At 62.4% G+C, this 25,839-nt stretch carries 29 protein-coding genes and 2 pseudogenes; 12 read left to right on the forward strand and 19 right to left on the reverse strand.

What is annotated here, in order from left to right:
- The first annotated feature begins 75 nt into the window (after nucleotides 1-75).
- The 3 genes from QPJ95_RS04895 (at nucleotide 76) to QPJ95_RS04905 (ending at nucleotide 2,180) form a co-directional block, all read left to right on the forward strand.
- On the forward strand, nucleotides 76-462 hold the full coding sequence (locus tag QPJ95_RS04895) for a VOC family protein (protein ID WP_270918527.1): 387 nt from the start codon (nucleotides 76-78) through the stop codon (nucleotides 460-462).
- Nucleotides 463-661: 199 nt separating this feature from the next.
- Nucleotides 662-1,132 carry a transcription elongation factor GreA gene (gene greA, locus QPJ95_RS04900; protein ID WP_270918528.1) on the forward strand — a complete coding sequence of 157 codons (471 nt, stop codon included), beginning with the start codon at nucleotides 662-664 and terminating at the stop codon, nucleotides 1,130-1,132.
- A 28-nt stretch (nucleotides 1,133-1,160) separates the two neighbouring features.
- Nucleotides 1,161-2,180 (forward strand): hypothetical protein, encoded by a 1,020-nt coding sequence (locus QPJ95_RS04905; protein WP_270918529.1) that lies wholly within the window; start codon nucleotides 1,161-1,163, stop codon nucleotides 2,178-2,180.
- Here the strand turns inward: QPJ95_RS04905 and QPJ95_RS24420 are convergent.
- Nucleotides 2,177-2,680: pseudogene (locus QPJ95_RS24420) on the reverse strand (integrase core domain-containing protein); the annotation flags it as partial. The gene QPJ95_RS04905 and the pseudogene QPJ95_RS24420 overlap by 4 nt on opposite strands.
- A 36-nt stretch (nucleotides 2,681-2,716) precedes the next feature.
- Between QPJ95_RS24420 and QPJ95_RS24425 the strand changes: the two are divergent.
- The 3 genes and pseudogenes from QPJ95_RS24425 to QPJ95_RS24165 all read left to right on the forward strand — a co-directional run.
- A pseudogene (locus tag QPJ95_RS24425) lies at nucleotides 2,717-2,830 on the forward strand (transposase); the annotation flags it as partial.
- Nucleotides 2,831-2,898: 68 nt separating this feature from the next.
- Nucleotides 2,899-3,183 carry a transposase gene (locus tag QPJ95_RS24160; protein WP_449301436.1) on the forward strand — a complete coding sequence of 95 codons (285 nt, stop codon included), beginning with the start codon at nucleotides 2,899-2,901 and terminating at the stop codon, nucleotides 3,181-3,183.
- A 58-nt stretch (nucleotides 3,184-3,241) separates the two neighbouring features.
- The gene (locus tag QPJ95_RS24165) at nucleotides 3,242-3,391 is read left to right on the forward strand and encodes a hypothetical protein (protein WP_390923243.1); all 150 of its coding nucleotides are present in this window, start codon (nucleotides 3,242-3,244) and stop codon (nucleotides 3,389-3,391) included.
- 220 nt (nucleotides 3,392-3,611) lie between these two features.
- On the opposite strand, the gene QPJ95_RS04915 is transcribed toward QPJ95_RS24165, so the two are convergent.
- From QPJ95_RS04915 to QPJ95_RS04930, 4 genes are all read right to left on the reverse strand, one after another.
- Nucleotides 3,612-4,865: a molybdopterin-binding protein gene (locus QPJ95_RS04915; RefSeq protein ID WP_270918530.1), complete on the reverse strand. Its 1,254-nt coding sequence runs from the start codon at nucleotides 4,863-4,865 to the stop codon at nucleotides 3,612-3,614.
- The gene (mobB, locus tag QPJ95_RS04920; protein WP_270918531.1) at nucleotides 4,862-5,371 is read right to left on the reverse strand and encodes a molybdopterin-guanine dinucleotide biosynthesis protein B; all 510 of its coding nucleotides are present in this window, start codon (nucleotides 5,369-5,371) and stop codon (nucleotides 4,862-4,864) included. The genes QPJ95_RS04915 and mobB overlap by 4 nt, the downstream gene beginning before the upstream one ends.
- On the reverse strand, nucleotides 5,368-5,988 hold the full coding sequence (mobA, locus tag QPJ95_RS04925; protein ID WP_270918532.1) for a molybdenum cofactor guanylyltransferase MobA: 621 nt from the start codon (nucleotides 5,986-5,988) through the stop codon (nucleotides 5,368-5,370). The genes mobB and mobA overlap by 4 nt, the downstream gene beginning before the upstream one ends.
- Before the next feature lie 75 nt (nucleotides 5,989-6,063).
- Nucleotides 6,064-6,972 carry a formate dehydrogenase accessory sulfurtransferase FdhD gene (locus QPJ95_RS04930; protein WP_390923247.1) on the reverse strand — a complete coding sequence of 303 codons (909 nt, stop codon included), beginning with the start codon at nucleotides 6,970-6,972 and terminating at the stop codon, nucleotides 6,064-6,066.
- 30 nt (nucleotides 6,973-7,002) lie between these two features.
- On the opposite strand from QPJ95_RS04930, the gene QPJ95_RS04935 reads away from it, so the two are divergent.
- The 3 genes from QPJ95_RS04935 to QPJ95_RS04945 all read left to right on the forward strand — a co-directional run bounded on the left by QPJ95_RS04935 (nucleotide 7,003) and on the right by QPJ95_RS04945 (nucleotide 8,417).
- Nucleotides 7,003-7,731 carry an AzlC family ABC transporter permease gene (locus tag QPJ95_RS04935; RefSeq protein ID WP_270918534.1) on the forward strand — a complete coding sequence of 243 codons (729 nt, stop codon included), beginning with the start codon at nucleotides 7,003-7,005 and terminating at the stop codon, nucleotides 7,729-7,731.
- Nucleotides 7,728-8,060, forward strand: coding sequence for an AzlD domain-containing protein (locus QPJ95_RS04940; protein WP_270918535.1), 333 nt, complete (start codon nucleotides 7,728-7,730; stop codon nucleotides 8,058-8,060). Before QPJ95_RS04935 ends, QPJ95_RS04940 begins: the two co-directional genes overlap by 4 nt.
- Nucleotides 8,061-8,138: 78 nt before the next feature.
- The gene (locus tag QPJ95_RS04945; protein WP_270918536.1) at nucleotides 8,139-8,417 is read left to right on the forward strand and encodes a hypothetical protein; all 279 of its coding nucleotides are present in this window, start codon (nucleotides 8,139-8,141) and stop codon (nucleotides 8,415-8,417) included.
- 45 nt (nucleotides 8,418-8,462) lie between these two features.
- On the opposite strand, the gene QPJ95_RS04950 is transcribed toward QPJ95_RS04945, so the two are convergent.
- From QPJ95_RS04950 to QPJ95_RS04980, 7 genes are all read right to left on the reverse strand, one after another.
- A complete protein-coding gene (locus QPJ95_RS04950) occupies nucleotides 8,463-9,083 on the reverse strand; it encodes a hypothetical protein (RefSeq protein WP_390923251.1) in 621 nt (206 codons plus the stop codon).
- A gap of 13 nt (nucleotides 9,084-9,096) precedes the next feature.
- Entirely contained in the window at nucleotides 9,097-9,357 is a 261-nt protein-coding gene (locus tag QPJ95_RS24170) for an aa3-type cytochrome c oxidase subunit IV (protein WP_390923254.1), read from the reverse strand.
- Nucleotides 9,326-9,919 carry a hypothetical protein gene (locus tag QPJ95_RS04960; RefSeq protein WP_270918537.1) on the reverse strand — a complete coding sequence of 198 codons (594 nt, stop codon included), beginning with the start codon at nucleotides 9,917-9,919 and terminating at the stop codon, nucleotides 9,326-9,328. The genes QPJ95_RS24170 and QPJ95_RS04960 overlap by 32 nt, the downstream gene beginning before the upstream one ends.
- Nucleotides 9,906-11,750: a glycerophosphodiester phosphodiesterase family protein gene (locus QPJ95_RS04965; protein WP_270918538.1), complete on the reverse strand. Its 1,845-nt coding sequence runs from the start codon at nucleotides 11,748-11,750 to the stop codon at nucleotides 9,906-9,908. Before QPJ95_RS04965 ends, QPJ95_RS04960 begins: the two co-directional genes overlap by 14 nt.
- Nucleotides 11,751-11,961: 211 nt before the next feature.
- Nucleotides 11,962-12,414: a DUF6173 family protein gene (locus QPJ95_RS04970; protein WP_270918539.1), complete on the reverse strand. Its 453-nt coding sequence runs from the start codon at nucleotides 12,412-12,414 to the stop codon at nucleotides 11,962-11,964.
- A 4-nt stretch (nucleotides 12,415-12,418) separates the two neighbouring features.
- Nucleotides 12,419-13,465, reverse strand: a complete 1,047-nt coding sequence (locus QPJ95_RS04975) for an MBL fold metallo-hydrolase (RefSeq protein ID WP_270918540.1) — start codon at nucleotides 13,463-13,465, stop codon at nucleotides 12,419-12,421.
- A complete protein-coding gene (locus QPJ95_RS04980; RefSeq protein WP_270918541.1) occupies nucleotides 13,462-15,171 on the reverse strand; it encodes an acyl-CoA dehydrogenase in 1,710 nt (569 codons plus the stop codon). The genes QPJ95_RS04975 and QPJ95_RS04980 overlap by 4 nt, the downstream gene beginning before the upstream one ends.
- A 128-nt stretch (nucleotides 15,172-15,299) precedes the next feature.
- On the opposite strand from QPJ95_RS04980, the gene QPJ95_RS04985 reads away from it, so the two are divergent.
- Entirely contained in the window at nucleotides 15,300-16,250 is a 951-nt protein-coding gene (locus QPJ95_RS04985; RefSeq protein WP_270918542.1) for an L-threonylcarbamoyladenylate synthase, read from the forward strand.
- A 300-nt stretch (nucleotides 16,251-16,550) separates the two neighbouring features.
- Here QPJ95_RS04985 and QPJ95_RS04990 read toward each other — a convergent pair whose 3' ends face one another.
- Nucleotides 16,551-17,108 carry a YqgE/AlgH family protein gene (locus QPJ95_RS04990; protein WP_270918543.1) on the reverse strand — a complete coding sequence of 186 codons (558 nt, stop codon included), beginning with the start codon at nucleotides 17,106-17,108 and terminating at the stop codon, nucleotides 16,551-16,553.
- A 249-nt stretch (nucleotides 17,109-17,357) separates the two neighbouring features.
- Between QPJ95_RS04990 and QPJ95_RS04995 the strand changes: the two genes are divergently transcribed.
- Together QPJ95_RS04995 and QPJ95_RS05000 are read left to right on the forward strand one after the other, a co-directional pair.
- Nucleotides 17,358-18,188 (forward strand): protein-disulfide reductase DsbD domain-containing protein, encoded by an 831-nt coding sequence (locus QPJ95_RS04995; RefSeq protein ID WP_270918544.1) that lies wholly within the window; start codon nucleotides 17,358-17,360, stop codon nucleotides 18,186-18,188.
- Between the two features lie 18 nt (nucleotides 18,189-18,206).
- A complete protein-coding gene (locus tag QPJ95_RS05000; RefSeq protein ID WP_270918545.1) occupies nucleotides 18,207-18,644 on the forward strand; it encodes an NUDIX hydrolase in 438 nt (145 codons plus the stop codon).
- Nucleotides 18,645-18,664: 20 nt separating this feature from the next.
- Here the strand turns inward: QPJ95_RS05000 and QPJ95_RS05005 are convergent, their stop codons facing one another.
- From QPJ95_RS05005 to QPJ95_RS05030, 6 genes are all read right to left on the reverse strand, one after another.
- Complete coding sequence (locus QPJ95_RS05005) at nucleotides 18,665-22,060, reverse strand: efflux RND transporter permease subunit (RefSeq protein WP_270918546.1); 3,396 nt, start codon at nucleotides 22,058-22,060, stop codon at nucleotides 18,665-18,667.
- A 78-nt stretch (nucleotides 22,061-22,138) separates the two neighbouring features.
- On the reverse strand, nucleotides 22,139-23,599 hold the full coding sequence (locus QPJ95_RS05010) for an efflux RND transporter periplasmic adaptor subunit (protein WP_270918547.1): 1,461 nt from the start codon (nucleotides 23,597-23,599) through the stop codon (nucleotides 22,139-22,141).
- A gap of 105 nt (nucleotides 23,600-23,704) precedes the next feature.
- Entirely contained in the window at nucleotides 23,705-24,247 is a 543-nt protein-coding gene (moaB, locus tag QPJ95_RS05015; RefSeq protein WP_270918548.1) for a molybdenum cofactor biosynthesis protein B, read from the reverse strand.
- Nucleotides 24,248-24,255: 8 nt separating this feature from the next.
- A complete protein-coding gene (locus tag QPJ95_RS05020) occupies nucleotides 24,256-24,405 on the reverse strand; it encodes a hypothetical protein (protein WP_270918549.1) in 150 nt (49 codons plus the stop codon).
- Nucleotides 24,389-24,988 carry a metallophosphoesterase family protein gene (locus tag QPJ95_RS05025; RefSeq protein ID WP_270918550.1) on the reverse strand — a complete coding sequence of 200 codons (600 nt, stop codon included), beginning with the start codon at nucleotides 24,986-24,988 and terminating at the stop codon, nucleotides 24,389-24,391. The genes QPJ95_RS05020 and QPJ95_RS05025 overlap by 17 nt, the downstream gene beginning before the upstream one ends.
- On the reverse strand, nucleotides 24,985-25,746 hold the full coding sequence (locus QPJ95_RS05030) for a uracil-DNA glycosylase (protein WP_270918551.1): 762 nt from the start codon (nucleotides 25,744-25,746) through the stop codon (nucleotides 24,985-24,987). The genes QPJ95_RS05025 and QPJ95_RS05030 overlap by 4 nt, the downstream gene beginning before the upstream one ends.
- Between the last annotated feature and the right edge of the window lie 93 nt (nucleotides 25,747-25,839).

The raw sequence follows: 25,839 nt of genomic DNA on the forward strand, positions 1-25,839 counted from the left end.
CTTGACCTCAAGTTAGGTTTAGAAATTACGGTGAGCCGGTACAAGTCAAAACATCACCCAACAGGAGGCCCTCTTATGCCCGCAATCCTTGAACACTCCAATTTCACCGTCTCCGACCCGGACGCCACCGCCGCCTGGATGTGCGAGATCTTTGGCTGGCACATTCGCTGGTCCGGGGCCTCCAAGGATAATGGTTACACCGTCCATGTCGGCAGTGATGACAGCTATCTTGCACTGTACCGGCCCGATGTCACCGCAACCGCCAAGGGATCCAGTTACACCACCATCGGCGGGCTCAACCACATTGCGCTGATTGTCGAGGATCTGGACGCCTCGGAGCAGGCCGTGAAGAAAGCCGGTTTCACCCCCGGCAATCACGGCGACTATGAGCCCGGAAGGCGGTTCTACTTTCACGACGCCGACCGGATTGAATACGAACTGGTGCAATATGAGGCCCCTTAAGCCCGTCAAATGCGCAATTTTACGCCAAACTCACCCTACAGGCAGATTTGACGGTCAACAGACAGATCCTGCCCCTTGCATTTAGGGGCGGCTTTGGGTCAGGTGGATATCAACCCAACTTGGCGCCCCGTTGCAGATCGCATCGGGGCGCCGGTTTTTAAATCGACACGCACTGTTATAGATATCTGGACCCAGTCACATGGACAAAATTCCGATGACCCCGGCGGGTTATGCCGCCATCGAAGTTGAATTGAAGCAACTGAAGAGCGTCGAGCGCCCTGCCATCATTCAGGCCATCGCCGAGGCCCGTGAGCATGGCGACCTCTCGGAAAACGCCGAATACCACTCGGCCCGCGAAAAGCACTCGTTCATCGAGGGCCGGGTCAAAGAGCTGGAAGGCGTGCTGAGCTTTGCCGAAGTGATCAACCCGGCGAAACTGTCCGGCACCATCAAATTTGGCGCCAAGGTCACTCTGGTGGATGAAGACACCGACGAAGAAAAGACCTGGCAGATTGTCGGCGAGTATGAGGCGGACGTGGAAAGAGGGATGTTGAACATCAAATCGCCCATCGCCCGCGCCCTGATTGGCAAAGACGAAGGCGACAGTGTCGAGGTTCGCACCCCCGGCGGTCAGCGCTCATACGAAGTGCTGAAGATCGTCTATTCCTGACCCCTCCCTTTGATTTTGAGCCTTGTTGATGACCGGACAACACCCAGACCAAGACAGCAAACGCAGCGCCTCGGCGCGACTGTATGATCAGCCACGCCCCGTCGCCATTACCCATGTCGAGATTTGGGCACTGGTGATCAGCGTCCTGTGGGTTCTGGGGGCAGGCTGGGTCGGGTTCTCCGGCGGTGATCAGGCGACGGATCTTGCTGGGTTGCACCAGTTGATGGCCATTCTGGTGGTGCTGATGCCGGTGCTCATGGTCTGGGTGGCGGCAATCACCATTCGCTCCAGCAAGGCGATGCGCGAAGAGAGCCAGCGCCTGCATGCGGCGATTGATGGGTTGCGCGCGGCCTATGTCATGCAACAACAGCTGAGCGCGGCCGGCAGTGAACCCTCGGTCAGCAAAAAACTGGATGAAATCGCCGAGGCCACCCGCAAGACCGAAACCACACTGGCCACCTTTCACTCGACCCGTCGCGATACCCCACGGGCGGCGATTCCGACGCCAAAAGCCGAGCAACCCGCCGAGGATCAGGGGCTGCTGGCGCTGGGAACCACCGCCGAAGACATTGCCGCAACCCTGTCGATGACCGATTTCATCCGGGCACTGAATTTTCCGGAAACCGCCGAAGACGAGGAAGGCTTTGCCGCCCTGCGTCAGGCGCTGCAGGATCGCAAGGCGGCGCAGATCATCCAGGCGGCGCAGGATGTGCTGACCCTGCTCAGTCAGGATGGCATCTATATGGACGACCTGCGCCCGGACATGGCCCGCCCCGAGATCTGGCGGCAGTTTGCCCAGGGTGCCCGCGGCCGCCCGGTGGCGGCTTTGGGCGGGGTGCGTGACCGGACCTCGCTGGCGCTGACCGCCGCCCGCATGAAGCAAGACCCGATCTTTCGCGACGCGGCGCACCATTTCCTGCGCCGGTTCGACCAGATGTTTTCCGAATTTGAAAGCGACGCCTCGGACAGTGAGGTTGCCGCCCTTGGTGAAACCCGCACCGCCCGCGCCTTTATGCTGCTGGGTCGCGTGGCCGGCACTTTCGACTAGACGTTCAGTCCCGGCATCTGGTGGATCGGGTTTGGGATGAATCTATCTGGCTCAGAAGTCCAGATTTTGCAGATGTATTCCTAGGGCGTCAGGCCGCTAAGTGTTTTGAGACGACGCGCGTAATTGTAGGCATCAGGGAAGTCACTGAGATGGCAGCGCAGTTGATCGTGGTTGTCGTAGTGATAACGCTTGACGGTTGCGTCTTTGAGTGTGCGGTTCATTCGCTCGACTTGACCATTCGTCCAAGGGTGGCTGGGCTTGGCTAGGCGGTGCTCGATCCCGTTTGCAGCGCAGATCAAGTCGAACCTCATAGGCCGGGAATATGGTGTGTTCCGGTTGCGTGGCTACTCAGAAAATTGGATGCCGCTCGCCATTGGGCTCGAACCAATGGCGCCTTCAATGGCTCGCTCCGTCAGGATTGTGTGGATCTTGTAGGGAACAGCGGCCAGCACCTCCTCCAGAAACGCCCAGGCTGTCTTGCGGTTCGCTTTGTCCACAAGCCCCATCTACCGAAACAGGGACGTGGTCCGGAACGAAAAGATGACCGAACCGTCCTGAACGGCATTTTCTATATCTGCGCACCGGTGCCCCTTGGCGCGACCTGTCGGAGCGATATGGTCCGCGTACAACAGTCTATAGCCGTTATGTTCGATGGGGTGAGCGCGGGGTTTGGCGGGATGCCTTTGAGGCTCCTGCGGTTGAATGCGAGGACGCTCTGATTTCCCCCCTTCACGGCGATTGCGGGCAATCACCTATCATGCGGTGGACAGCTTCATCGTCAAGGCGCACCGGACGGCCTCTACGGTTTGAGATCACGGGGGCGCAAACCCATGACAGTAAAGCGTTCGGCGCCGTCATTGGTTGGCAGAAACAACCCGCTGCAATCGGTGCCGACAAGGCCTATGGATCGGCAGCGATCCGCCAGGCTATCTTAGATGAAGGCGCTCTGGCGGTGATTCCGTCCAAGTCAAACGCCCGCACCCACATCCCACATCCCACATGATAGCGACATCTACGCAAAACGAAACCTCGTGGAGCGGTTCTTTTGCAGGGTGAAGGATATGCGCAGGCTGACGACCAGATACGAAAAGCTGAAACGCAACTTCCTTTCCATGGTCCAGCTTTTCGCGATCAGATGCTGGATCAATTGTGTCCAGAGCCTAACCACCGCAAGCACTCCCGCCGATCGCTGCCGCATCACAGATGCCTGACTCTCGTTGGGCCTGGCGCCGCGCAAGGCGCGGCGCAGCCTCCGGCGGAGGTATTTTTAACAAGAAGAAGGTCCACACCGGGAGAGTTCCCCGCCCTGCGGCATGCGGTGAGCCCGGGCTCATGTATCTGGCGGCTAGACCCGGCCTCGCCGCGCTTGGCGCGGCGCCGGGCCCAACGGGAAGCGGGCCGTAAGGCCCAATGACGGGCGGGAGGTCCGGCCTAAAGGGCAAAGCTGCTGTAGGGCAGAAAGCGCACCAGATCTCCCGGCTGTATATCAACCGCCCCCTCGCCCAGTTCCACCAGCCCCTCGGCCCAGCTGAGACCGCTGATGCGGCCAGATCCTTCGGAGGCGAAGGTCTCGACCCGGCCCTGTCGGATGCGCGCGCGCAGGTATTCGCGGCGGCCCGGTTTCTTGCGTTTCGCAAATCCGGCGGCCACCGCAAAGCCCAGCGGCTCGGCCCAGCCGGCCCCGGCCATCAGTCCCAGCGCCGGGCGCGCAAAGATCAGGGTGCAGACCAGCGCCGCCACCGGATTGCCCGGCAAGCCAAAGATCGGCGTGCCCTCCCACATGCCCAGCGCCAGCGGACGGCCGGGTTTCAGCGCGATGCGCCAGTGCTGGATCGCGCCTTTTTCGGTCAACAGCGCCGAAACATGATCCTCATCCCCCGCCGAGGCGCCGCCGCTGGTCACAATGACATCAACATCAGCCGCCGCGCTGTTCAGTCGCGCCTCAAGCGCATCCCGGTCATCGCCAACCCGCCCCAAATCCACCGCGGCAAAGCCCATCTGCCCTAGCAGCCCCAGCAGCATCGGCCGGTTGGCGTCGTAGATCTGGCCTGCCCCGGCGGCTTGCCCCACCTCGACCAGCTCGTCGCCGGTGGAGAGCACCCCAACCCGCAACTGTTGGCGTAGCGGCAGTTGCGACAGGCCGGTGGCCGCCGCCAGCGCCAGATCAGCGGGGGTGACAACCCGGCCCTGGGCAAAGACAACATCCGAGGCGGTGACATCCTCTCCGGCACGGCGGGCATTGGCGCCTTTTTTCAGCGAGCCGTGAAAGGCAATCTGGTGGCCATCACAATTGACATCTTCCTCGAGGATCACCGTATCGACCCCCTGCGGCAGCGGCGCGCCGGTCAGCACCCGGATCGCCGATCCTGCGGGTACGGTACCGTCAAAGGGGATGCCCGCCGCCGCCCGCCCCTTGATCAGCGGCAGCAGCTGCGGCCCCTCGGGGATGGGACCGGCAAAGCCATAGCCATCCACCGCCGTATTGGCCAGCGGCGGGTTCGAGCGCAGAGCGGTGACATCCGCCGCCAGCACCCGTCCCAGAGCCTGATCCAGCGGCAGCATCTCGGCGGCGGTGACCGGTGAGAGGCGCTGGCGCAGGCTGGCCAGAGCCTCAGCCACCGGGGTCCAGTGGGTGCCTGCGGGCAGCGCAAAACAATCATTGCGCAGGGGCGGTGGTTTGATCATTGTGATGTCCCGTTTGTTAGGCCCAGCTCCGCCAAGATGAAGTTGGCAATTGCGGCGGTGTCGTTCAGGTCAAACAGCGGGCGGTCCAGATCAAGTGGGACATCGCTGGCCACCGCGTGGATTGTGGCATCATCCAAAGCAATGAGAGGCTGGGCCGCCACCTGGCGATGCGCCTCGATCTTGGGGTGGGCCTCGCGCTTGTAGCCTTCGATCAGCACCAGATCGACCGGCGTCAGCCTCGTCAGCAGTTGATCCAGCGAAGGTTCATCTGCACCGCGCAATTCCTGCATGATCGCCACCCGCTGGCGCGAGGCCAGGATCACCTCAGACGCGCCCGCCTGGCGATGCCGGTGACTGTCGGTGCCGGGCTGATCCACATCCGTGGAGTGATGCGCGTGTTTGATGGTTGAAACACTGAAGCCCCGGGTGATGAAATCTGCCACCAGACGTTCCATCAGCCCGGTCTTGCCGCAGTTTTTCCAGCCGGTGATTCCGTAAATATTCATGAGTGCTCGACCAGCATAGCCTCGGCCTTACTCAGGTCTTCGGGGCGGTTGATGTTAAAGAAGGGATCATAGTCCCAGTTGGGGAACATGGCATCCGCGGCGCCGTGGCGATTGGTCCATAGCACCACCTTGCGCATGCCACCGTTCAGGGCAGCGCGCAGGTCTTCGCGCAGCGCCACCGGCCACAGGCCAAAGGTCGGCTGTCGCAGAGTGCCGCGCTCCGGGTCCGGGGTGGCGGCGAGGGCGATAGTGGTACCGTCCAGTTTGGCGGCGAGTTGCAGCACCTCGACCAGATCCGGCGGGAAAAACGGCGTGTCGGCGGCGGCGGTGACGATACTGTCCGCCCCCTGCCCGGCGGCATAGTCCAGCCCGGCCAGCACCCCGGCCAGCGGTCCGGCATAGCCGTCGATACTGTCCGCCAGCACCGGCAGGCCGAAGTCGGCAAACCGCTTGGGATCGCCATTGGCGTTAAGGGCGATGCCGTCGACCTGCGGCTGTAGCCGCTCGATCACCCGGGTCAGCAGGGTCTGGCCGCCCAGTTGCAACAGCCCCTTGTCGCCGCCGCCCATGCGGGTGGCGAGGCCCCCGGCCAGAATTATGCCCATGGGTTTGGTCATAAATGCTCTCTTTCATCATAATCCGGAAAATTCGAATTTTCCGACTCGAATTCTTCGAAGAATTCGGACATTGCCTTAACGATCCGCACTCTTGCGCCGGTGCTTGCCATCTTCGACCGACACCGTCGCCGGATCCACATCCCGCTCTAGCCGGGCGTCGCCTGCCAGACAGACAAACCGCTGGCCGCGCATGCGACCAATCAGGGTCAGGCCAACCTCGCGGGCAATCTCCACCCCCCAAGCGGTAAAGCCGGAGCGTGAGGCCAGCACCGGGATGCCCATCATCGCCGTCTTGATCACCATTTCCGAGGTCAGACGCCCGGTAGTATACATGATCTTATCCGCAGCCGTGGCGCCTTCCGACACCATCCAGCCGGCGATCTTGTCCACCGCATTATGGCGGCCCACGTCCTCCATATAGACCAGCGGGTGGTCTTGCTGGCACAGCACCGAGCCATGGATGGCGCCGGCCTCAAGATACAGCGAAGGCGTGCGGTTGATCTTGCTGGCCAGCGTATACAGCCACGAGGTCTTGACCGGAGTGGCGGGCAGGCGGACATCCTCCAGCCCCTCCATCATGTCGCCAAACACCGTGCCCACCGCACAGCCCGAGGTGCGGGTCTTTTTCTTCAGCTTGTCCTCGTAACTGGTCTGAATCTCGGTGCGCACCACGACGGTTTCCAGCTCTTCGTCATAGTCGACGCCGGTGATCACATCATCGTCGCGCAGCATCCGTTGATTGCGCAGGAATCCCAGCGCCAGATATTCGGGGTAATCGCCAATGGTCATCGCGGTGACGATTTCCTGACTGTTCAGATAGATCGTCAGCGGCCTCTCCTCGACCACCGAAATCTGGCTGGCTTCGCCGTTGTGATCAACACCGGCGACAGCGCGGGTCAGCCGCGAGTTCCGCGGATTGGGCGCGATCAGATAGTCTGCCGTGTCGAATGTTTTGGGCAATTGCAACTCTCCCGGATCAGCCATAGGTCTGTGGCTTCAGACTAGGATCAAGCCATGCCATGCACCACCACCAAATCCGCCTTTTGGAGGGGATTTCGGGACAGCGCGCCGTTCATTTTGATTGCCGGCCCCTTTGGGCTGCTGTTTGGCGTCCTGGCGGCCGAAGCGGGACTAAATGTGCTGGAGGCCTTTGCCTTCTCGCTGGCGGTATTTGCCGGCGCCGCACAGTTCACCGCTTTGCAACTGATGCAGGAACAGGCGCCTACACTCATCGTTCTGGTGTCGGCCTTGGCGGTCAATTTGCGGATGGCGATGTATTCCGCCTCGCTGACGCCTTATCTGGGGGCTGCGCCGCTGTGGCAACGCGCCTTTGCCGCGTATTTTCTGGTGGATCAGTCTTATGCGCTGTCGATCGCCAAATTTGAGACCAACCCCGAGATGACCACGCCGCAGCGCATGGCCTATTTTTTCGGCGCCAGTGGCATCGTGACGCCGCTGTGGATGGGCGCCACCATTGTCGGCGCGCTGATTGGCTCGCAGGTTCCCGAGAGCTGGGGCTTGGATTTCGTGTTGCCGCTGGCCTTTCTGGCGATGATCGGGCCGATGCTGCGCACCCCGGCGCATCTGGCTGCCTGCTTTGCCGCTGTTGTCACCGCCTTGCTGGCGGCCGGCCTGCCGTACAACTTTGGCCTGATTGTTGCCGGGTTGACCGGCATGAGTGTCGGGGCTCAGACTGAGCTCTGGGTGGAGCGATACAAGATGCAGAAGGATATCGTCAGATGAGCCAGTTTGATAGCCTGACGCTGTGGACGGTGATCCTTGGTCTTGCCCTGGGCAGTTTCACCCTGCGGTTCGCCTTTTTGGCGCTGATGGGAGACCGCGCCCTGCCGGCCTGGCTGATGCGGCACCTGCGTTACACGGCGGTGGCCATTCTACCTGCCTTGGTGACGCCACTGGTGGTCTGGCCATCCGCCACCAACGGGTCGCTCAGCCTGCCGCATTTGGCTGCGGCGCTGATTGCACTGGCGGTGGGATATCTCAGCAAAAATATTTTCGCTGCCATGGGCACAGGAGCATTGGCGCTTTATGGACTTACTGTCCTGATCGGGTGATCTGAGATCGGAGGGTTGGCAGACCGTCAGCGAGGTACTACCGTTGTTAAACAATCCACTGAAAAGAGGAGGCCAACTATGCAAAACAGAGCAAAACGAACCGCATTGATGATCGTATTTGTCGTTGCCCTGCCCGCAAATGCGCTGCTGGCCGAGGTGGTGACAGAAACCACGACAACCACCGCGCCAGACGGCACCGAGACCACCACAGTCGTGACAACAGAGACCAATCCTGAACAGAGCAATAGCACGACCGTAGAACCCTGCGCCGTGGGGCCAACCTGCGCCACCGGAACCATCCGCAGGTCAGATCGGCGTCAAGACAGGCGTACGGGCAACCCGCGTATCAACAACTGAACATCTTGGTGGCCTATCTAGCTGGCCACCATCCGATTTGAAGCGTCAGCCGTTCAGCGCGGCATTGCCCCGGGCCAGACCGTCCTGCAGATCATCACTGTCAGATTCATAGTATTTTTTGGTCACAACCCCTGGCAGCGCACCAAAACTATCGGAGAGTTTCACCGGATAGAAGGTCTGGTTGACCTGTTCGAATCCGGGGACACCCGCCAGCAGCGAGGCGGTGGATTTGGCGCAGAAGGCACCGGAGACCCGGCCCGTCGCCCTAGCCCGCTGATAGGCGATCTCGGCCTGTTCCGGGGTCACTTCAACGGTTTGAATGACCACATGAAAAGTGCTGCGGGCATGGCCGCCACGATAGGCTTTTTCGACCCCCGGGGTGATGCCAAAGAGAACATCGTCAACTTCGGGCACAACATCGGCATAAAACGACCCGGCAGGGTCAAATATCACCCGCTCGGATGCGTTGATCATCAGCGAAGTATGACCGCCCTGGCCGCTGCGGTTGTTAACCATGGTAAACAGCGTCAGGGTGCTGGGGCCCGGCGCGCGGTACGACACCGCCGCCAAGGTGGCGGCATCCGCATTGGGCTGTGGCTGATCGGCGCAACCGCCCAACAGAGTCACCGCCAAAAGCGATGAGGTCAAAGCTGTAAAAATACGCACCGGGAGCTCCAGATCAGGTCGCGAAGATGGCCAGGAACACGGCCAGAACAATCATCGCAACGCAAAAGCGGCTGACGAAGGTCATAAATCCGGAGTAAACGTTTTCCTGGACCGTTGTGTCCATCGTTCCGTGCTGGTGATCTGCCATGGGTAATATCCTATTCGCGTGCATTTCACTTTGAATATCGCAAATAAAAAAGCCTGTCACCACGTCATTGCGGCGCAGGGCCACAGAAACGGCGTTAATTGCCGCTCCAACAAGCATCATAGCCATAGCCCCAGCGCCAGCTCAGCCCGCTGCAGGGCCCGCCGCCAAATCGCACCGAGTAATACATGCTGCCCGCCAGCAGTTCATAGGCCTCGGCCACCTGCGCCGGGCTGACCCCATAGACCACCGCCAACTCGGCTTGACGGGCCTGTCCGGTCTCGGTGACACAGAGCTGCAACGCCCGGTCAGCTGCCAGTCGCGCCGCATAGCTGTCGGCGGCCACCTGCGCCGCACCGGCCTGGTGATAGGCCCGGTCATGACTGACACAACAGGTTTCAAACGGCGGCTGTTGCTGGTGGTCGCGGGCGAATTGTGGCCAATAGGCTGCAACCGCCTGCCAGGTGCTGGACAGGCCACCGCTACAGCCATCGGTGGTAAAGGGATTAGCCGCCCCGGCTTTTGCCACCTGCACCATCAGCGCCTCATGCGCCTTCAGCTCCAGCCCGCGACCCAACTGGTCCCAGGCCTGAGCCGGGGCCGGTGCTTCCTGAGCCGGGGCTGGGCTGAACCACAGCGCCAACAGTACCGCCATCACAGAGCAGAGGCGCAATGACCTAGGGGCTGACATCTCTATACTCCCTGGGATTAAGATCCAGACCCAGCTCTTCGATCAGCCACAACACCATGCGTTCGGGGGTGTTCAGCTGCGCCCTGACCCGCAGCACCTCATGCACCAGCGCCGGTTCATCGGTGATCAGCCCATCCACCCCCATCGAGATCATTTTGGACATTTGCAGCGGATCGTTGACGGTCCAGACATAGATATCCTTGCCCGCGGCCTGCACCGCGCCAATCAGCGCCGGGCTGGCAATTTCGGCCCGCACCGCAACAAAATCCCCGTCCAGCCCGGCCAGATCACCGACCTTGGTGGCGGCCAGAATGCCCGCCCGCCAGTCGGGGCGCAGGGATTTCGCCTTTTGTACCGATCCGTATTTCAGCGACATAAAGGCGATCTGGTCCGCCATATCCGCCGCCTCGACCAGGGCGACGCTGCGGCCCTCCAGATCAACATCAAAGCCATAGTGCTTGAACTCGATCAGCAGCTTGGCGCGGCCCTTGACCTGCAGCAGAACCTCGCTCAACAGCGGAATGCGCTGATCGGCGTAAGCCGGGTCATACCAGCTGCCGATATCAACTTGCTGCAACTGCTCCAGAGGTGCGGCGTGGATCTGCAAATTGACCCTGGCCAGCTTCATCAAATCGGCGTCATGCATCACCACGATATGGCCGTCGGCGCTTTCCTGCACATCAATCTCGACCCAGTCAGCGCCCTGCTGCAGCGCCTCTTGGATCGCGGCTGTGGTGTTTTCCGGCTTGCTGCCGGCAGCGCCGCGATGGGCAATGATCTCGACTTCATCCGTGGCCTTTACCGCGTCAAACAGCGACTGGCCCAGCCACAGGGACATGCCGGCCAGAACAACTGCGACACCAGCAAAGCCCAGCAATCCGGGACGCAGCCGCGATTGCCCACGCAGGTAACTGGGCAGTGGCGGATGCGCGCCGCCAAAATGGCGATCCAGTATAAGCGCCAATGCGCCCAGCGCGATGGCCGACAGCACCGCGTCGCCCGTCACCCAGAACAACAGCACAACAAGCGACAGCAGCAACACCCGGATCAAGTCGGTCTCTTCGCCCACTGGCATCCAGGCGATAATCCCACCCGCCACAGCCGCCAATACCGCCACCAGAGCCGTGCGCAGTAACACCCAGACCACCAGTTCGATCTGCAACTTGAGATGATGCCCCTTCATTCGCTGGGTGCTGATCCCAAAACTGCTAGGCGGTGATTGATCCTCGAACAGCACCAGATGCAGCGCCAGCGCCCAGGCTGACAGCCGTTGCAACAGAACCAGCGCCAGCGCCAGTGCGATCACCCCGATCAGAGCCACCGCCAGTTTGAAGGCAGGCGGGTGATAGCTCAGGTAGTAATTGATGTCATATTCGGTCAGCAGTGCCCAGGCCACCAGCCCTGCCACCGCAGCAAACGGCGCCGCCAGCAGCAGAATTCGCAGCAGCAGCAGGCCAATGAAAACCGCCAGCACATATAGTTTTCTGACCACCGACAGCAGCGCCACGCGGGCGGTTTGCCAGCGGTCGGCTTGCTCATAACGCAGCGAGGCGGCCATCACCGCAAAGCCGGTGACCTCGCCCACCATCACGATGCTGACAACCACCAGCGACAGCACAAAACCGATCGGCGACAGCACAAACAGCGCAATATCCTGATCGGTCAGTGCCGATTGGCTGGAAAAGGATACCGCCAGGTTGACCATCCCCCCCAGCAGCGGTGCAATCAGCGCCAGAGCCAGCAGTCGCAGCGACACATGCACCGCCAGAAACAACCGCCAGCGCCGTCTGGCGCCACCATAGGCCTGTAAAACGTCGGATATAAATTTCAAACCAAACCTCCTGACATTCTGGCCCCATAGAACGACGGGGCGCGGCAGGTCTCAAGAGCGGATTGGCGCCAGCACAGGCTCAGCCGCGCAGCCCAAATGGCTCCCGCCCGGCATCGGTCTCCTGGCGGAGACGCTCTTCCCGTTGGGCGTGGCGCCGGTCCTGCGGACCAGCGCAGGGCTGCCGAGACGCACCAAAGCGGCCGATTTTTAGTCAGGTCTCTTCGAGGTCTGACGCCAGTTTAAACCCAATCCGGTTGGCGGGCTTGTCCTGTTGCGGTTTGGGCAGCGCCCGCAGCATCACGTTCAACTGGGTGACATGCTGCACCAGCTGGGTTTTGCCACCGGCGCCGTCGGTGCCGTAAAAGGTGATGATATCGGGATCGAAATAGCCCATGCCCTCGATCCGCAGCACCCCGGCCTCGCCGCCGACAAAGCCCATGGCGACCTCATGCTCGCCGTCCAGCTGTTCTTCAAAGTTCTGGATATAGAGGATCAGACGCTCATAGGCCCAGCGCGCGGCGCTTTTGTGATCGGCCAGTTTGTTCAGCGCCTCGGGCACTGTGGTCAATCCGGCCTTTGCCTCGGGGTCGGCGTGGACCTCGTGCAGGCACGGCAATACTGCGGCTTCAACCGCCTCTGCCGACGTTTTAATATTATCCCCCATAACGCTACCCCTTACGCTGGTACAGCCAGGCGCCATCGTCGCGGCGGCTGCGGTCCAGTTTGCCAATACAATACAGGTGGTTCACATGCGCCACCGCCTCAACCAGGGCAAGGCCGTATTCGCCTTCTCCGATGCTGCGTTTGAACAGGGTCGAGAAGCACTCAGCGGCGGTTTTGGGCTGATCCAGATACTCCAGCAGCCGTTCGAGCGCGCCGTGGTGATTGTCGATCAGCTGCCGCATCCGCAGGGGCAGCCGGGTGAAGGGCAGTTTGTGGCCGCCCAGCGCGATATGATCGGCGCGCGCCAGCGGTGCCAGCCGCTCGCAGGCTTCTAGCCAGTCGGCCAGCGGGTCGGCCATCGGTTCGGTGGCATAGACGCCGATGTTGGGGCTGATCGAGGACAGGATCTGGTCGCCGGTGATCACCAGATTGTCGTCGCGGCTCCAGAAGGTCGCATGTTCCGGCGCGTGGCCGTTGCCCATATGCACATCCCAGTCGCGACCCCCCATGCGGATCACATCATCCTGCTGGATGCGGGTAAAGCCCAGCGGCATCGGATAGACCACATCGGCAAAGTTGAAGGGCCGGTCGGCAACCCGTTTGTCATAGATCTCAGGGTCCATGCCGGCGCTGCGGTAATAGTCGAGGGTTTCCTGCGGCCAGACCTCCTGCACGTCCAGCGTCAGCATGCGGGCAAACAGCCAGGCGGTGCGGGTGGTCACCAGCTCAGCCCCGTGTTCGCTCTGAAACCAGCCGGCATTGCCGATGTGATCGGGGTGGTGATGGGTGACCACCACCCGCTTGACCGGCTTGCCAGCCAGCGGCCCCGCCATCAGTTGCTCCCAGATCGCGCGGGTCTTTTTGGAGGAGAACCCGGTGTCGATCACCGTCCAGCTGTCACCGTCGTCCAGCGCATAGACATTCACATGGTCCAGCTTCATTGGCAGCGGCAGCCGCATCCAGAGCACGCCTGTCACGATCTCGATCGCCTCGCCCGGTGCTGGGGGCACCTCCCAGGGGTGGCGCATGGTGACTTCGGGAACGCTGGTCATGATTGTCCTGCCAATTCTTCCAAGGTTAGCGCATAGGCGCCATCGGCGCCGGCCTGCGCATGGGCAAGCAGCCCTGCATGTTCCGGCAGCAGCCGGGTGATATAGAACCGCGCCAGTTTTTCACGCGGACCGCCCAGATCTGCCATCGCTGCGCTCAGGTGGAAGTGCCCCCCCAGTACCCGTGCAAAAGCCCGCAGGTAAGGAACCGCACCGGCAAAGCGGTCGTTCATTTTGTCCTGTGCCACAAGCCAGTCGGTGGCTTCACGCAACGACTCGCAGGCCTGCCAGACGCTTTCGGCCATGTTGGGATGGGTTGCGCGGGCCCGTTCTGCCTGTTCCTCGATCTCGTCCATCAGCCGGTTGGCCATATCGCCGCCGTCCAGCATCTTGCGGCCCACCAGATCCATCGCCTGAATGCCATTGGTGCCCTCATAAATCGAGGTCACCCGCACATCGCGCAGGAACTGCGCCGCGCCGGTCTCTTCGATAAAGCCCATGCCGCCATGCACCTGCACGCCGGTATCGGCCATCGAGATCCCGGTGTCGGTGCCAAAGACCTTGGAAATCGGGGTCAGAAACGCCGCCCTTGCGGCCCAGTCGGCGGCGCCGGTGGCGGCCTGCATATCAATGGCTACCGCACAGGACAGCATGATCGCACGAGCGGCAAACAGATCGGCCTTCATCGACATCAGCATCCGCCGCACATCCGCGTGATCGACGATTGTACCGCTGTCGCTGCGCCCCTGCCTGCGCTCCAGCGCATAGCCCAGCGCCTGCTGATAGGCCGCCTCGCCAACGCCAATGCCCTGACCGCCAACGCCCAGACGGGCGTTGTTCATCATGGTGAACATTGCCGCCATGCCGCCATGTTCGCGGCCAACCAGCCACCCCTTGGCGCCATCATATTGCATCACACAGGTGGGCGAGCCATGCAGGCCCATCTTGTGCTCCAGGCTGACCACGCTCAGGTCGTTGGGCACACCCGCATCGCCATTTTCATCCGGCAGGTATTTTGGCACCAGGAACAGCGAGATCCCCTTGGTCCCCGGCACCCCGTCTGGCAGCCGTGCCAGCACCAAGTGGCAGATATTGCTGCAGAAATCATTGTCGCCCCAGCTGATGAAGATCTTTTGACCGCTGACCGCATAGGTGCCATCGCCATTGGCTTGCGCCTTCGACGCCAGCGCCCCCACATCCGATCCGGCCTGCGCCTCGGTCAGGTTCATGGTGCCCGCCCATTCGCCGGAAATCAGCTTGGGCAGATACAGATCCTTAAGCGCGTCACTGGCGTGATGCGCCAGCGCCTCGATCTGACCCTGCGACATCAGCGGTGCCAGTTGCAGCGACAGGCAGGCGCCGCTCATCATTTCATTGACGCAAGTGGTCAGCGCCATCGGCAGCGCCATGCCACCGTATCCCTCGGGGGCGCTCATGCCGATCCAACCGCCCTCGGCGATCGCCGTCCAGCCTGCGGCAAATCCGGGTGAGCTGCGCAACACGCCGTTTTCCAGATGGGCCGGCTGCAGGTCTCCCGCGCGCTGCAACGGCGCCATCACCGTGTCGCATAGTTTGCCAGCTTCGGTCAGAATGGCGCTGGTCAAATCACCCGAGGCCTCGGCGAATTTTGGGGTCGCGGCGACCTGCCCGTAGCCAACAATCTGGTTCAGTAGAAATTCATACTCGGGAACGGGTGCGCGAAAACTCATGGCATCCTCTTTCTGTGGCGCTGCGCCGTGGGCTTGGAATTCCTGTGCGCAGCCGGTAACTGTCAAAGCTTGGACAAATATCTAGCGGGGCCAGCCGCGCAAGCAAACCGAAACGCGGCGTCACCTATATGAGCAGTAAACATACTATAATACTGGGTTCTGAACAGCCAGACCTGCAGCAGGCAGCGGCATTATTGCGGGCAGGCAAGCTGGTCGCCTTTCCCACCGAGACCGTTTACGGTCTGGGCGGAGACGCTCGTCAGGGTCAGGCGGTCGCCGCTATATTCGAGGCCAAGGGGCGGCCAAATTTCAACCCTCTGATCGCGCATATGGCCTCGATTGAAGCCGCTCGGCGCTACGTTCAGTGGACCGATCAGGCAGAGCTGCTGGCCAAGGCCTTTTGGCCCGGGCCGCTGACCTTGGTGCTGCCGCTGCGCGACGGCCACGGCATTTCACCGCTGGTCACCGCCGGGCTGGAGACACTGGCCATCCGGGTGCCCGCGCACCCCACCGCACGGCGCTTGCTGGCGCTGGTCGATGGGCCGGTTGCGGCACCCTCTGCCAACCCCTCGGGGCGGATAAGCCCCACCACAGCCGCCCATGTTGAGGCCGGGCTGGGCGGGCGACTGGCCGCCATTATCGATGACGGGCCCTGCGGTGTCGGCCTGGAATCCACCATTGTCGGCCTGGCTGGCCCCCATCCCATGTTGCTGCGCCCCGGCGGTCTCGCCGCCGAGGAGATCGAAGCCGCGCTGGGTCAGCCGCTGCAACAGCGCGACACCAATGATGCACTGACCGCACCGGGGCAATTGCTGTCCCACTACGCGCCAAACGAGCGGGTGCGGCTGAATGCTACTCAGGCCGAGCCCGGCGAGCTGATGCTGGGATTTGGCGCCATGGCCTGTGATCTGAACCTCTCGGCCAGCGGCAGCCTGATCGAGGCGGCAGCCAATCTGTTTGGCCACCTGCATCAGCTTGATGCCCTAGGCAGGCCGATCGCCGTTGCCCCGGTGCCCAATCATGGGCTTGGTCAGGCCATCAATGACCGCCTGCAGCGCGCCGCCGCCCCGAGAGACTGACAAACCCCGAGAGATTGACAAACAAGGGCTCCCGCGCCCACACAGCCCCCGGCTACGCCGGTCGCAATGACGGTCTTGGGCCGGGCGCGGCTGCGCCGCGCGGAGCTAGCTGCAAGCCACTGCGCTGCGGCGCGGGCGCAACGCGGTGACGCGGTACAGTCCTGCAATATCCTTGAATTGGAACCTTGAGAGGCAGGTCTCAGCAAAACGCCCACAGCGGGCGCCAAGCCCGGTGCCACGCCCAACTGGCAACGGCCTCCGTCAGGAGGGCGGGGATGGACGGGAGCTCATCGAGAGGCCTCACGCATGGCCCGCCTCACTTGACAGCCCCAGCGGATCAACGCCAATCGACTGCAGCGCTGCACCCCATTTCTGATCATCCTCGGTGTCAAAGACCAGCGCCGCTGTCGCCGCGACGGTCAGCCAGCCATTCAGGCCGATCTCGCTCTCCAGCTGCCCCGCCCCCCAGCCCGCATAGCCCAACATCATCAGCACCTGATCGGGGCCTTTGCCAATGGCGATATCCTCCAGGATATCCAGCGTCGCGGTCATCGAACACACCTCGGACACATGCAGCGAGTTCAGGCTGGCCTCATAGTCCGGCGTATGCAGCACAAATCCGCGCTGGGTCTCGACAGGACCGCCAAAGCGCACCGGAATTTGCCCCCGTGATACCGGGACGGGCTTGATATCCAGCTGCCGCAGCAGATCGCCCAATTGCACTTCGGGAGCCGTTTTGTTGACGATCAGCCCCATCGCGCCGTCTTTGGTATGGGAACACAGAAACACCACCGTGTGCTCAAACCGTTCGTCTCCCATGCCGGGCATGGCAATCAGAAGTTTACCGGTGAGATCCATATGCCGTTCCCTCTCTGCTCCAACGCTTATCCAGCGCTCGACGTTGACCGGGCCGCAGACCCACCCCTGTCACCCTGGGTGACAGGGGTGGGCCCGGCCCTCTGCCTTAATCATGACGCGGCACGAGGCCCTGCGCAAGGGTGGGCTGCCAGCGCTCCCCCGGCGGCAAAGCCATTTCTGACCCCGACAAATCCGGGCTAACCACAACGTGACTTGGCTTTTCACTGCCGACAGCGCATCTATTGTGCCATGACACAAGCTCTCAATATTCTATGCGCCGGACTGCTGGCCTTTGCCGCTCCCACCCTGGCGGCCAGTGACACGGCCAGTGACACGGCCAGTGACTCTGGCCCGCTGGTGGAAATCGAGGTGCTGGACGGTGGCCGCACCGCCCGTGGCACCTATATGGGCGCCCTGCGACTGACCCTGCAGGCGGGCTGGAAAACCTATTGGCGCAGTCCCGGCGATGCCGGCATCCCGCCCAACTTTGATTGGCGCGGCTCCAGCAATATCGCGACTTTGGCGATCATCTGGCCCACCCCTGAGGTCACCATGACCTCGGGCTACCAGACCATTGGCTACCATGATCAATTGGTGCTGCCGATCGAAATCACCGCCAGCAGTCCCGACCTGCCCGTGACCTTGGCCGGCCAGATGATGCTTGGCCTGTGCAAGGACATCTGTGTGCCCTCTGAAGTGTCCTTTGATCACCAGTTGAACCTGCAGGCCGACCGCAACCCGGCCATTGCCGCCGCGATGGCAAACCGCCCCTATTCCGCCCAAGAGGCCGGGGTGAAATCCACCACCTGCAGCTTGTCTGCAACCAAATACGGCATCCAGGTGGAGGCGCGCATCTCGATGCCAGCGGCGGGTAACACCGAGGTTGCGGTGATCGAGTCCGGCACACCTTTGGCCTTTGGCGGCGCCACCGCCACCAAGCGGCGCGGCAATATGCTGATCGCCACAACCGAGTTCCTGCCCACCAGCAACGATGGTTTTGCGCTGGACCGTTCCAAACTGCGGATCACCGTGCTGGGCAGCCGCCATGCAGTGGACATTCGCGGCTGCGCTGCCGGATAACCTCAGGATTCCCCCACTATGCCCCCAACCATGAACCGTCCCCTTGTCGGCGCCATTGCTGTGGTCTGCCACCGCGATCGTGTCATTCTGGTGCAACGCGGCAAACAGCCGAGCGCTGGCATGTGGGGCTTTCCCGGTGGCCACCTAGAGCTGGGCGAGACCGCGCTGCAGGCCGCTGCCCGCGAATTATTTGAGGAAACCGGCGTCACCGCCCGGCCGCTAGGGTATCTCACCAATATTGATGTGATCCTGCGCGACACCCATGGCGCGGTGGCGCAACAGTATCTGCTGGCGGCGGTGCTCTGTGACTATCAGCAGGGCACACCGCAGCCGGCCGACGATGCCGCCCAGGCCCTCTGGATGCCGATCAACGAATTTGAGACCTGCGGCCTGCCGCTGCTGGATCAAGTCGCCGAGGTGGCGCATATGGCGCAGGCCCGTATGCACAACCGGTAGATCGGCAGAGAGCTGGTACCTTAAACGCGACGACGCGACCGCACTCCGATGCCCAGCGCCGCCAGCAGATAACTGACCACCACAATCACCGCCGCGCCGCCGAGGAACGCCAGCAGCGCAGCGCGCATCGGGTCCAGAGCGGCCAACCCCGGCAGCGCCTGAACCAGCCCCGGTTGCAGGGCGCCGGTGGCCAGTGTCCAGCCCAGCGTCAGCGCCAGCCATGCGGCTTGCAAGGCAGCAACCCCCAGCATCAGCCAGCGCGTCGCCCCAGCCCTCAATGCGCGGCGCATGGCCGCCATCGGCCGGGCCACATCGCTTTGCATCGCCACCAAGGCGGGCACCAGCAACAGCACCAGCACCAGGCCAAAGCCCAGGCCATAGACCAGGGTGATCACCGTCGGCTTCAGAAACTGTGCCTGCTGCGACTTTTCGGTGAGCAAGGGGGCCAAGCCCAGCACCGTGGTCATCGTCGTCAGCAACACCGGCCGCAACCGGTCAGCGGCGCCCTCAACAATAGAGGGGATCAGCCCGCGGCCCTCGGCATATTCATCGATGGTTGTCACCAGCACGATTGAATCATTGATGATGATGCCGGTCATCCCCAACAACCCGACCACCGAGAACATCGACAGCGGCACCCCGTGGAAATGGTGGCCGTAGATAGTGCCAACCAGACCAAACGGAATGATCGCCATCACCACCAACGGCCGGGTCCAGCTGGAAAACACCCAGGCCAGCACCAGATAAATACCGGTCAGGCAAAGGATCAGCCCGGTGCGGGCATCATTCAGGAAAGCGTCCTCTTGCTCGCTCATCCCTGCCAGACGCCATTCCACCTGTCGCTCACTGGCAATTTTGGGTAGGATTTCATCCTTCAACGCCTGCAAAATCTGTTCCGCCCGGGCCGGATCATCCTCGGATATATCGCCAGTGATCGATATCAGCCGGATGCCGTTTTCCCGCCGAACGGTAGAGAACCCGGTGCGCTGGGTCACCGAAACGATATCGGCCAGCGGCACATAGTTGCCCGCCGGTGTGCGCATCAAAGTGCGCTCCAGGAAATCCGCCGTCAGCTCGCCCTCGGGCAACTCGACCTGAATGGTGGCCGACCGTGGACCATCCGGATAGGTCGCCGCCTCGATCCCATTCAACCGCGCCCGCAGCGCCCGTCCCAAACTGTCTATGGTAAAGTCCAGGGCCTGCCCCTGAGGGGTCAGATCCAGAACAATCTCTTCCTTGTCATAGGCCAGATTGTCCTCCACCGCCGAGACTTCGGGGTAGCTCAGCAAGGCGTCTTTCAGATCCTCCGAGGCCGCCTTTAGGGTCTGCACAGTGGCGCCATAGAACTGCACATCCAGAGCGTCACCACCCGGCCCCGAGTGATAGCGGCGAAACGACACCGTCTCGGCCATCGGGTGGCGCTGCACGGTTTCCTGCAGTTCAGAGACAAAGGCAGAGCTGGTATATTCAGGGCGCAGATCGCCATCAATCAATTCGATGGAAATGCCGCCCAGCAGATCCAGGCTCTTGGCATCCACCCCCGACAGACCGCGCCCCGCATTGCCGCCAACCTCGGCCATCACAAAGAGCAGCGGATTGCGACCATAGCGGGCCTCGTATTCCACGCCCAGCGCCTGGGTGGCGCGCTGCATCTCCTGCATCATCTCCAGGGTGTCATCGCGGCTGGCGCCTTCGACCATGGCAAAGTTGCCAGTGACCGAACTGCGCTCGGGAGCGTTGAAGAACCGCCATTTCACATCGCCGCCGATCACCAGCGACATCTGGCTGGCCAGCAGCAACAGCGCCGCCGCCAGCACCACATAGCGGCCCCGGATCACCCAGACCATCAACCGCCGGAACAGGTGATCGCGCAGCCAGCGAAAGCCCCGGTTCACCACCCGGTTTGGCCAATCGTACCAATGTTCCTTGGCGGCATGGGCGATGGCATGGGACAGGTGGTTGGGCAGGATCAGGAAACATTCAACCAGCGAGGCGGCCAGCACCGCGATCACCGTATAGGGAATGTCGCTGATCAGATCGCCAAACCGGCCACCGATGATGGTCAGGCCAAAAAACGCGATGATGGTGGTCAGGGTTGCGGCCAGCACCGGCATAGCCATGCGCCGCGCCGCATTCTCCGAGGCCACCACCGGGTGCTCGCCCAGCCGCCTGGCGCGAAAATCGGCGTGCTCGCCGACCACAATGGCGTCATCCACCACAATGCCCAGCGTGATAATCAGGCCAAACAGGCTGATCATATTGATGGTCAGGCCGGCCGCATACATGATGGCAATAGCAGCAAACATCGCCGCCGGAATGCCCGCCGCCACCCAGAATGCAATGCGCGCGTTGAGGAACAGGAACAGCAGCGTCACCACCAGCGCCAGCCCCATCAGCCCATTGTTGACCAACAGGGTCAGCCGCCCGGAAATCGCCTCGGCCCGGGTGCGGATCAGCTCGACCTTCACCCCCTGCGGCAGGCTGGCCTGCATCTGCTCGACGACGCCCTCGACGCTGCGCTGAATGCCAATGGCATCGCCTTTGCTAGAGCGGTCAACCCGCAGCGATATCGCCGGGTTGTCACCGACAAAATAGGCCCGGTTCCGGTCCACACCCTGCACCGAGATCTGCGCCACATCGCCAATGGTCAGTGTCGATCCATCGGCATTGGCGCGCAGCACGATTCCCTCTATTTCTTCGGGTTTGCGTTTTTCCCGGCCGGTGCGCACCCGCGCATTGGCGCCAGTGACATCGCCCGCCGGATCAGCCGCCACCTCGGCAGCAATCGCCTGCGCGATCTGGGTCAGGGTCACGTCATGGGCAATCAGACTGTATGAGGGCACCTCGATCAGGGTCTGCGGCGCCGCGACGCCACGGATTGTGGTGCGGGTCACCCCAACCTCGAACAAGCGGATAATCAGCTCATCGGCAAACAGCCCCAGCTGGGCCGGCGCCAGTGACCCCGAGATCACCACATCGGTGACCCGATCACGCCACACCGCGCGGGTGACCTTGGGCTCCTCTGCAGCCTCGGGCAGGGTGGTCACCGAATCCACCGCCGCCTGCACATCATCCGCCGCCCGCGCCATGTCCCAGTTCGGCTCAAACTCCAGCCGGATTGACGCCCGCCCCTCGCGCGACGATGCCGACGAGGATTCAACCCCGTCCACCGCCAGCAGTGTCGGCTCCAACGCCTGCACGATGGCACTGTCGACATCTCCCGGACCGGCCCCGTCCCAGATGACCGAAACCGAGACCCGGTCCAGCACAACATCTGGAAAGAACTGCGCCCGCATATTGGGAATCGCCGCGATGCCCGACACCAATAGCACCACCAACAGCAGATTGGCAGCGGTCCGGTGACGGGTGAAATAGCTCAGCAACCCGCCGGCTGAGCGGGGAAGATCGCGGATCATTGGCTGGCCCCTGAGGTCATCATTGATCTGATCCTTGGCGGCTGCGAGGCCCTACGCTGACAACAGGACAACATCCGTTCACCCCCCCATCCGCGTTTCAATGCGGGTCACCAGCTTTGCGGGCACCTTGGCCTCGGCCAATTGCTGCAAAACCCGTTTCTTGGCGGCCTCGGGCATCCGGCTGTTGCCTTCGACAATGGCGGTCAGCCGCGCCCGTCTTTCGTCGCTCAATTCGATCAGCTCTGCCTGCGGCTGCGGTTGCAACGCGGCGCCGGTTCGCAGCGCCCGCACCTTGATGCCGGCCCCCAGCAACGGAGTGCGCCCGACAACAACCTCGCGGCCAGCCAGACCCGGCCCGCGGATCAGCACATCATCGCCCTGACGGCGCACCAGTTCGACCTGCATCTGTTCCAGCCGGTCCTCGGGGCCCAGCACCAAAACCGTGCCATTGGCATCCAGCACCGAGGCCGGCAGACGCGCCACCGCACTCAGTTCCGGCTCCCGCACCGACACGGTCACAAAATCCCCGGGCTTGAACCCCGGCGCTGCATTCAGCCGCGCATAGATCAATCGCCCCGACTGCCCGGCACCGGCGCCGCCACTGTCGCGGCTGATCACCCCGTCTGCGCTCAGATCGGCGCCGGTGGCATCCAGCGACACCCGCACCGGCGCTGCAATCAAGCCGCCACTGGCATCCAGCAGCCGGGTGTATTGTACGGTGGAAATCCGAAATGCCACCTCCAGCATGGTCGGGTCCACCAGTTCCGCCAGCTTTTCATTGGCCGAGACCAGACGCCCCTGAACCAGACTGACCGATTGCAGGGTGCCATCAAACTGAGCCATCACGGTGGTATCTGCCAAATCCCGCCGTGCGGTCGCCAGGCTGATCTGCGCCCGTGCCAGGCTCGAGCCGGCCTGATCCACCCCGGCCTCGGCCAGCGACACCGCCTGCCGCCGGGAAATGACCGACTGGCGGGCCTGAACGGCAGCCAGCTCAGCCACCTCGACAGTGGCCGCAGTGCCAACCCCGCGCTCTTTCAGGTCGATCTGACGCTGATAGGCGCGCTGGCGCAGCTGCGCCTGATCCTGGGTCGCCGATAATTCATCCTGCGCCAAAATCAGCGTCCGGCCGGTCTCGCGCTGTTCGGCGCGGGCGTCCTGCATATCAGCCTCGGCCCGCTCCAGCGCCGACTGCGCATCCGCCGGGTCGATCTGCAAAAGCAACTGTCCCGCTGTGACCACACCGCCCTCTTCAAAGTCTTCTGCCAGCGCAATCACCCGCCCCGCCACCGGCGTGCGCAGCTCTAGGCGGCGGCGGCTTTCGACCTTACCAAAGGCAATCAACTTGGGCGCAATATCCTGCAAATCTGCGGTCACCAGATTGACCGCAAAGACACGCTCACGGTGCGGCGGCGCCCGGCGCTCGTCGCTCATCCGCTGCTGCACAGCCCCCAGCACCAACTGGCCCGCATAGAGCAACAATGCAGCGCTGACCGCCGCCAGAAAAAGTCCGGCCAAACTCTGACGCAAAAAACGCATCTTTCATCCCTTTCAGGTGGCATCAATTGCCTGTCCTACCCGTTTGCACCCCGCCAAAACCTATCAAGTTTCGGCAGGGTTTGCGAGGTTACACGCAGCAACGTATTACTTCCGTCGCTGGTATTCCTCTAATCTGGGCATTATTTCAACAAAGTTACAGGGCTGATGCCGGTAATCCAGCTGCATCGACAGAATTTCGTCCCAGCCGTCCTTGCAGGCCCCCGGACTGCCGGGCAGCGCAAACAGATAGGTGCCGCCCGCCACGCCACCGGTGGCCCGCGACTGCACCGCGCTGGTGCCTATTTTTTTCATCGAGACAATGGTGAACACAGTGGCAAAAGCCTCAATTTCCTTTTCATACACATCCCTGTGCGCCTCAACGGTGACATCACGCCCGGTCAGCCCGGTGCCACCGGTCGAGATCACCACGTCGACCTCAGGGTCAGCCACCCAGGCGCGCAGCTGATCGGCAATATCAGCCCGATCATCCGGCATGATCCGGCGATCCGCCAGCAGATGCCCGGCGGCCAACAACCGATCCACCAGAATCTGCCCCGAGCGATCCTCGGCCAGGCTCCGGCTGTCGGACAGGGTCAGCACCGCAATGCGAACCGGGATGAAAGTCTTGTTTTCGTCAATACGCGACATGGTGCTGTTCAGTCCTTGTTGATCCTGGCCTTGTTGATCCTGGCCTTGTTGAGCCTGGCCTTGTTGAGCCTGGCCTTGTTGAGCCTGGCCTTGTTGAGCCTGGGCCGGTGGCCGCATGATGTCGGCGCCGCGCGCGGCGGTTCAATGATCCAGCTCAAGCCAGGTCACGGTTGGCCCCAGGTTCACCACTTGGCAATCCCCGATATAGCCGCGTTGCCCCCAGCTGTCATGAATATGGCCGCAGAGCGCCAGTTGCGGCTGCAGCCGCTCGATCGCCGCCCGGATTGCCTCAGACCCAACCGAGACCCCGCCCGAGGTCACATCCGCCACCCCCTTGGGAGGGGAATGGGTGATCAGCACATCCGCCGCGTCGCACGCTTCCAACATCTGGCCGGCAAAGGCTTCGGTCAGGTCGCAGGACCAGGCACCAAATGGTGTCACCGGCACCCCATAGCCGAGCCCAAAAAACCGCAGCCCATCGATCTCGACACCGGCGCCATGCAAAACATTCATGTTTGGCAGCGCTGCCGCGCGCAGCTCATCTGCACTCTCGGCATTGCCCGGCACCAGCAGCAGGGGCGCCGCCATCCCCGACAGCAGCTGCATCGCGCGGTCCAAGCCCTGCCGCATATTGCAGAAATCACCGGCGCCAATCACCAGATCAGCGCCACCGCTGGCCGCCACCAGATCCGCCGCCGCCACCGGCGCCAAATGCAGGTCGGAAAAGGCCAGGATTTTCACGTCACCGCCACCAATCGCGCCTTGAGCGACAATAAATCGGCCCAGGCCTGCCGTTTGCCCTGCGGCTGACCCAACAGTCGATCCGGCGGCAGCATCGGCAGAACCGCCTTGCCCCAGACCTGCTGCCACTCGCCACGCAACCGGTTGATGCCACGCTTGCCCAGCACCGCCTGACAGGCCGCATTGCCCATCAGCAGCAGAAACTCCGGCTCGGCCAGCTCCACATGGCGCTGCAGGAACGGCACCATCATCGCGATATCCGCCGGTTGCAATTCCTGGTTTTGCGGCGGCCGCCACGGCAGCGCGCAGGTCAGGTAAACATTCTTGTCGCGCGACAGATCAATCGCCGCCAGCATTTTGTCGAGCAAGCCAAGCGACGGTCCGGCAAACGGCGTGCCCGCCCGGTCTTCTTCGCGTCCCGGCGCCTCGCCAATAATCATCACCCGCGCCCCGGCCTGACCATCGCTGAACACCAGATTGCGGGCGCCTTTCTTCAGGGCGCAATGCTCAAACCCCTCCAGCGCCGCCCGCAGACTGGCCAGCCCGGTGGCCGCCCGCGCTGCCTTTTGCGCCTGCTCAACCGGGTCCACCTCCTTGGGCTTGAGCACCGCAGGCGCCTGCTCCGCCTTCGCTTTTGGCGGCGTCGCCTGCAACGCATAACGATTGACCGGCGCATCACCGATACTCTCGGTCACCCCCAGCTCCACCTGCCACTGCAAAAGCGCCCGCGCGCTGTGATAATCCAATGCCGATTCCATGTGACCAAACTAGCCTGCCTGCCGCCAAGACGAAACACCCCAGCTTCTCGTTGCCAAAAATACTCAAAACCCCGCACTCACCTCGCGCGCAAC

Origin of the sequence: Parasedimentitalea psychrophila, assembly GCF_030285785.1 — a bacterium.
Lineage (GTDB): Bacteria > Pseudomonadota > Alphaproteobacteria > Rhodobacterales > Rhodobacteraceae > Parasedimentitalea > Parasedimentitalea psychrophila.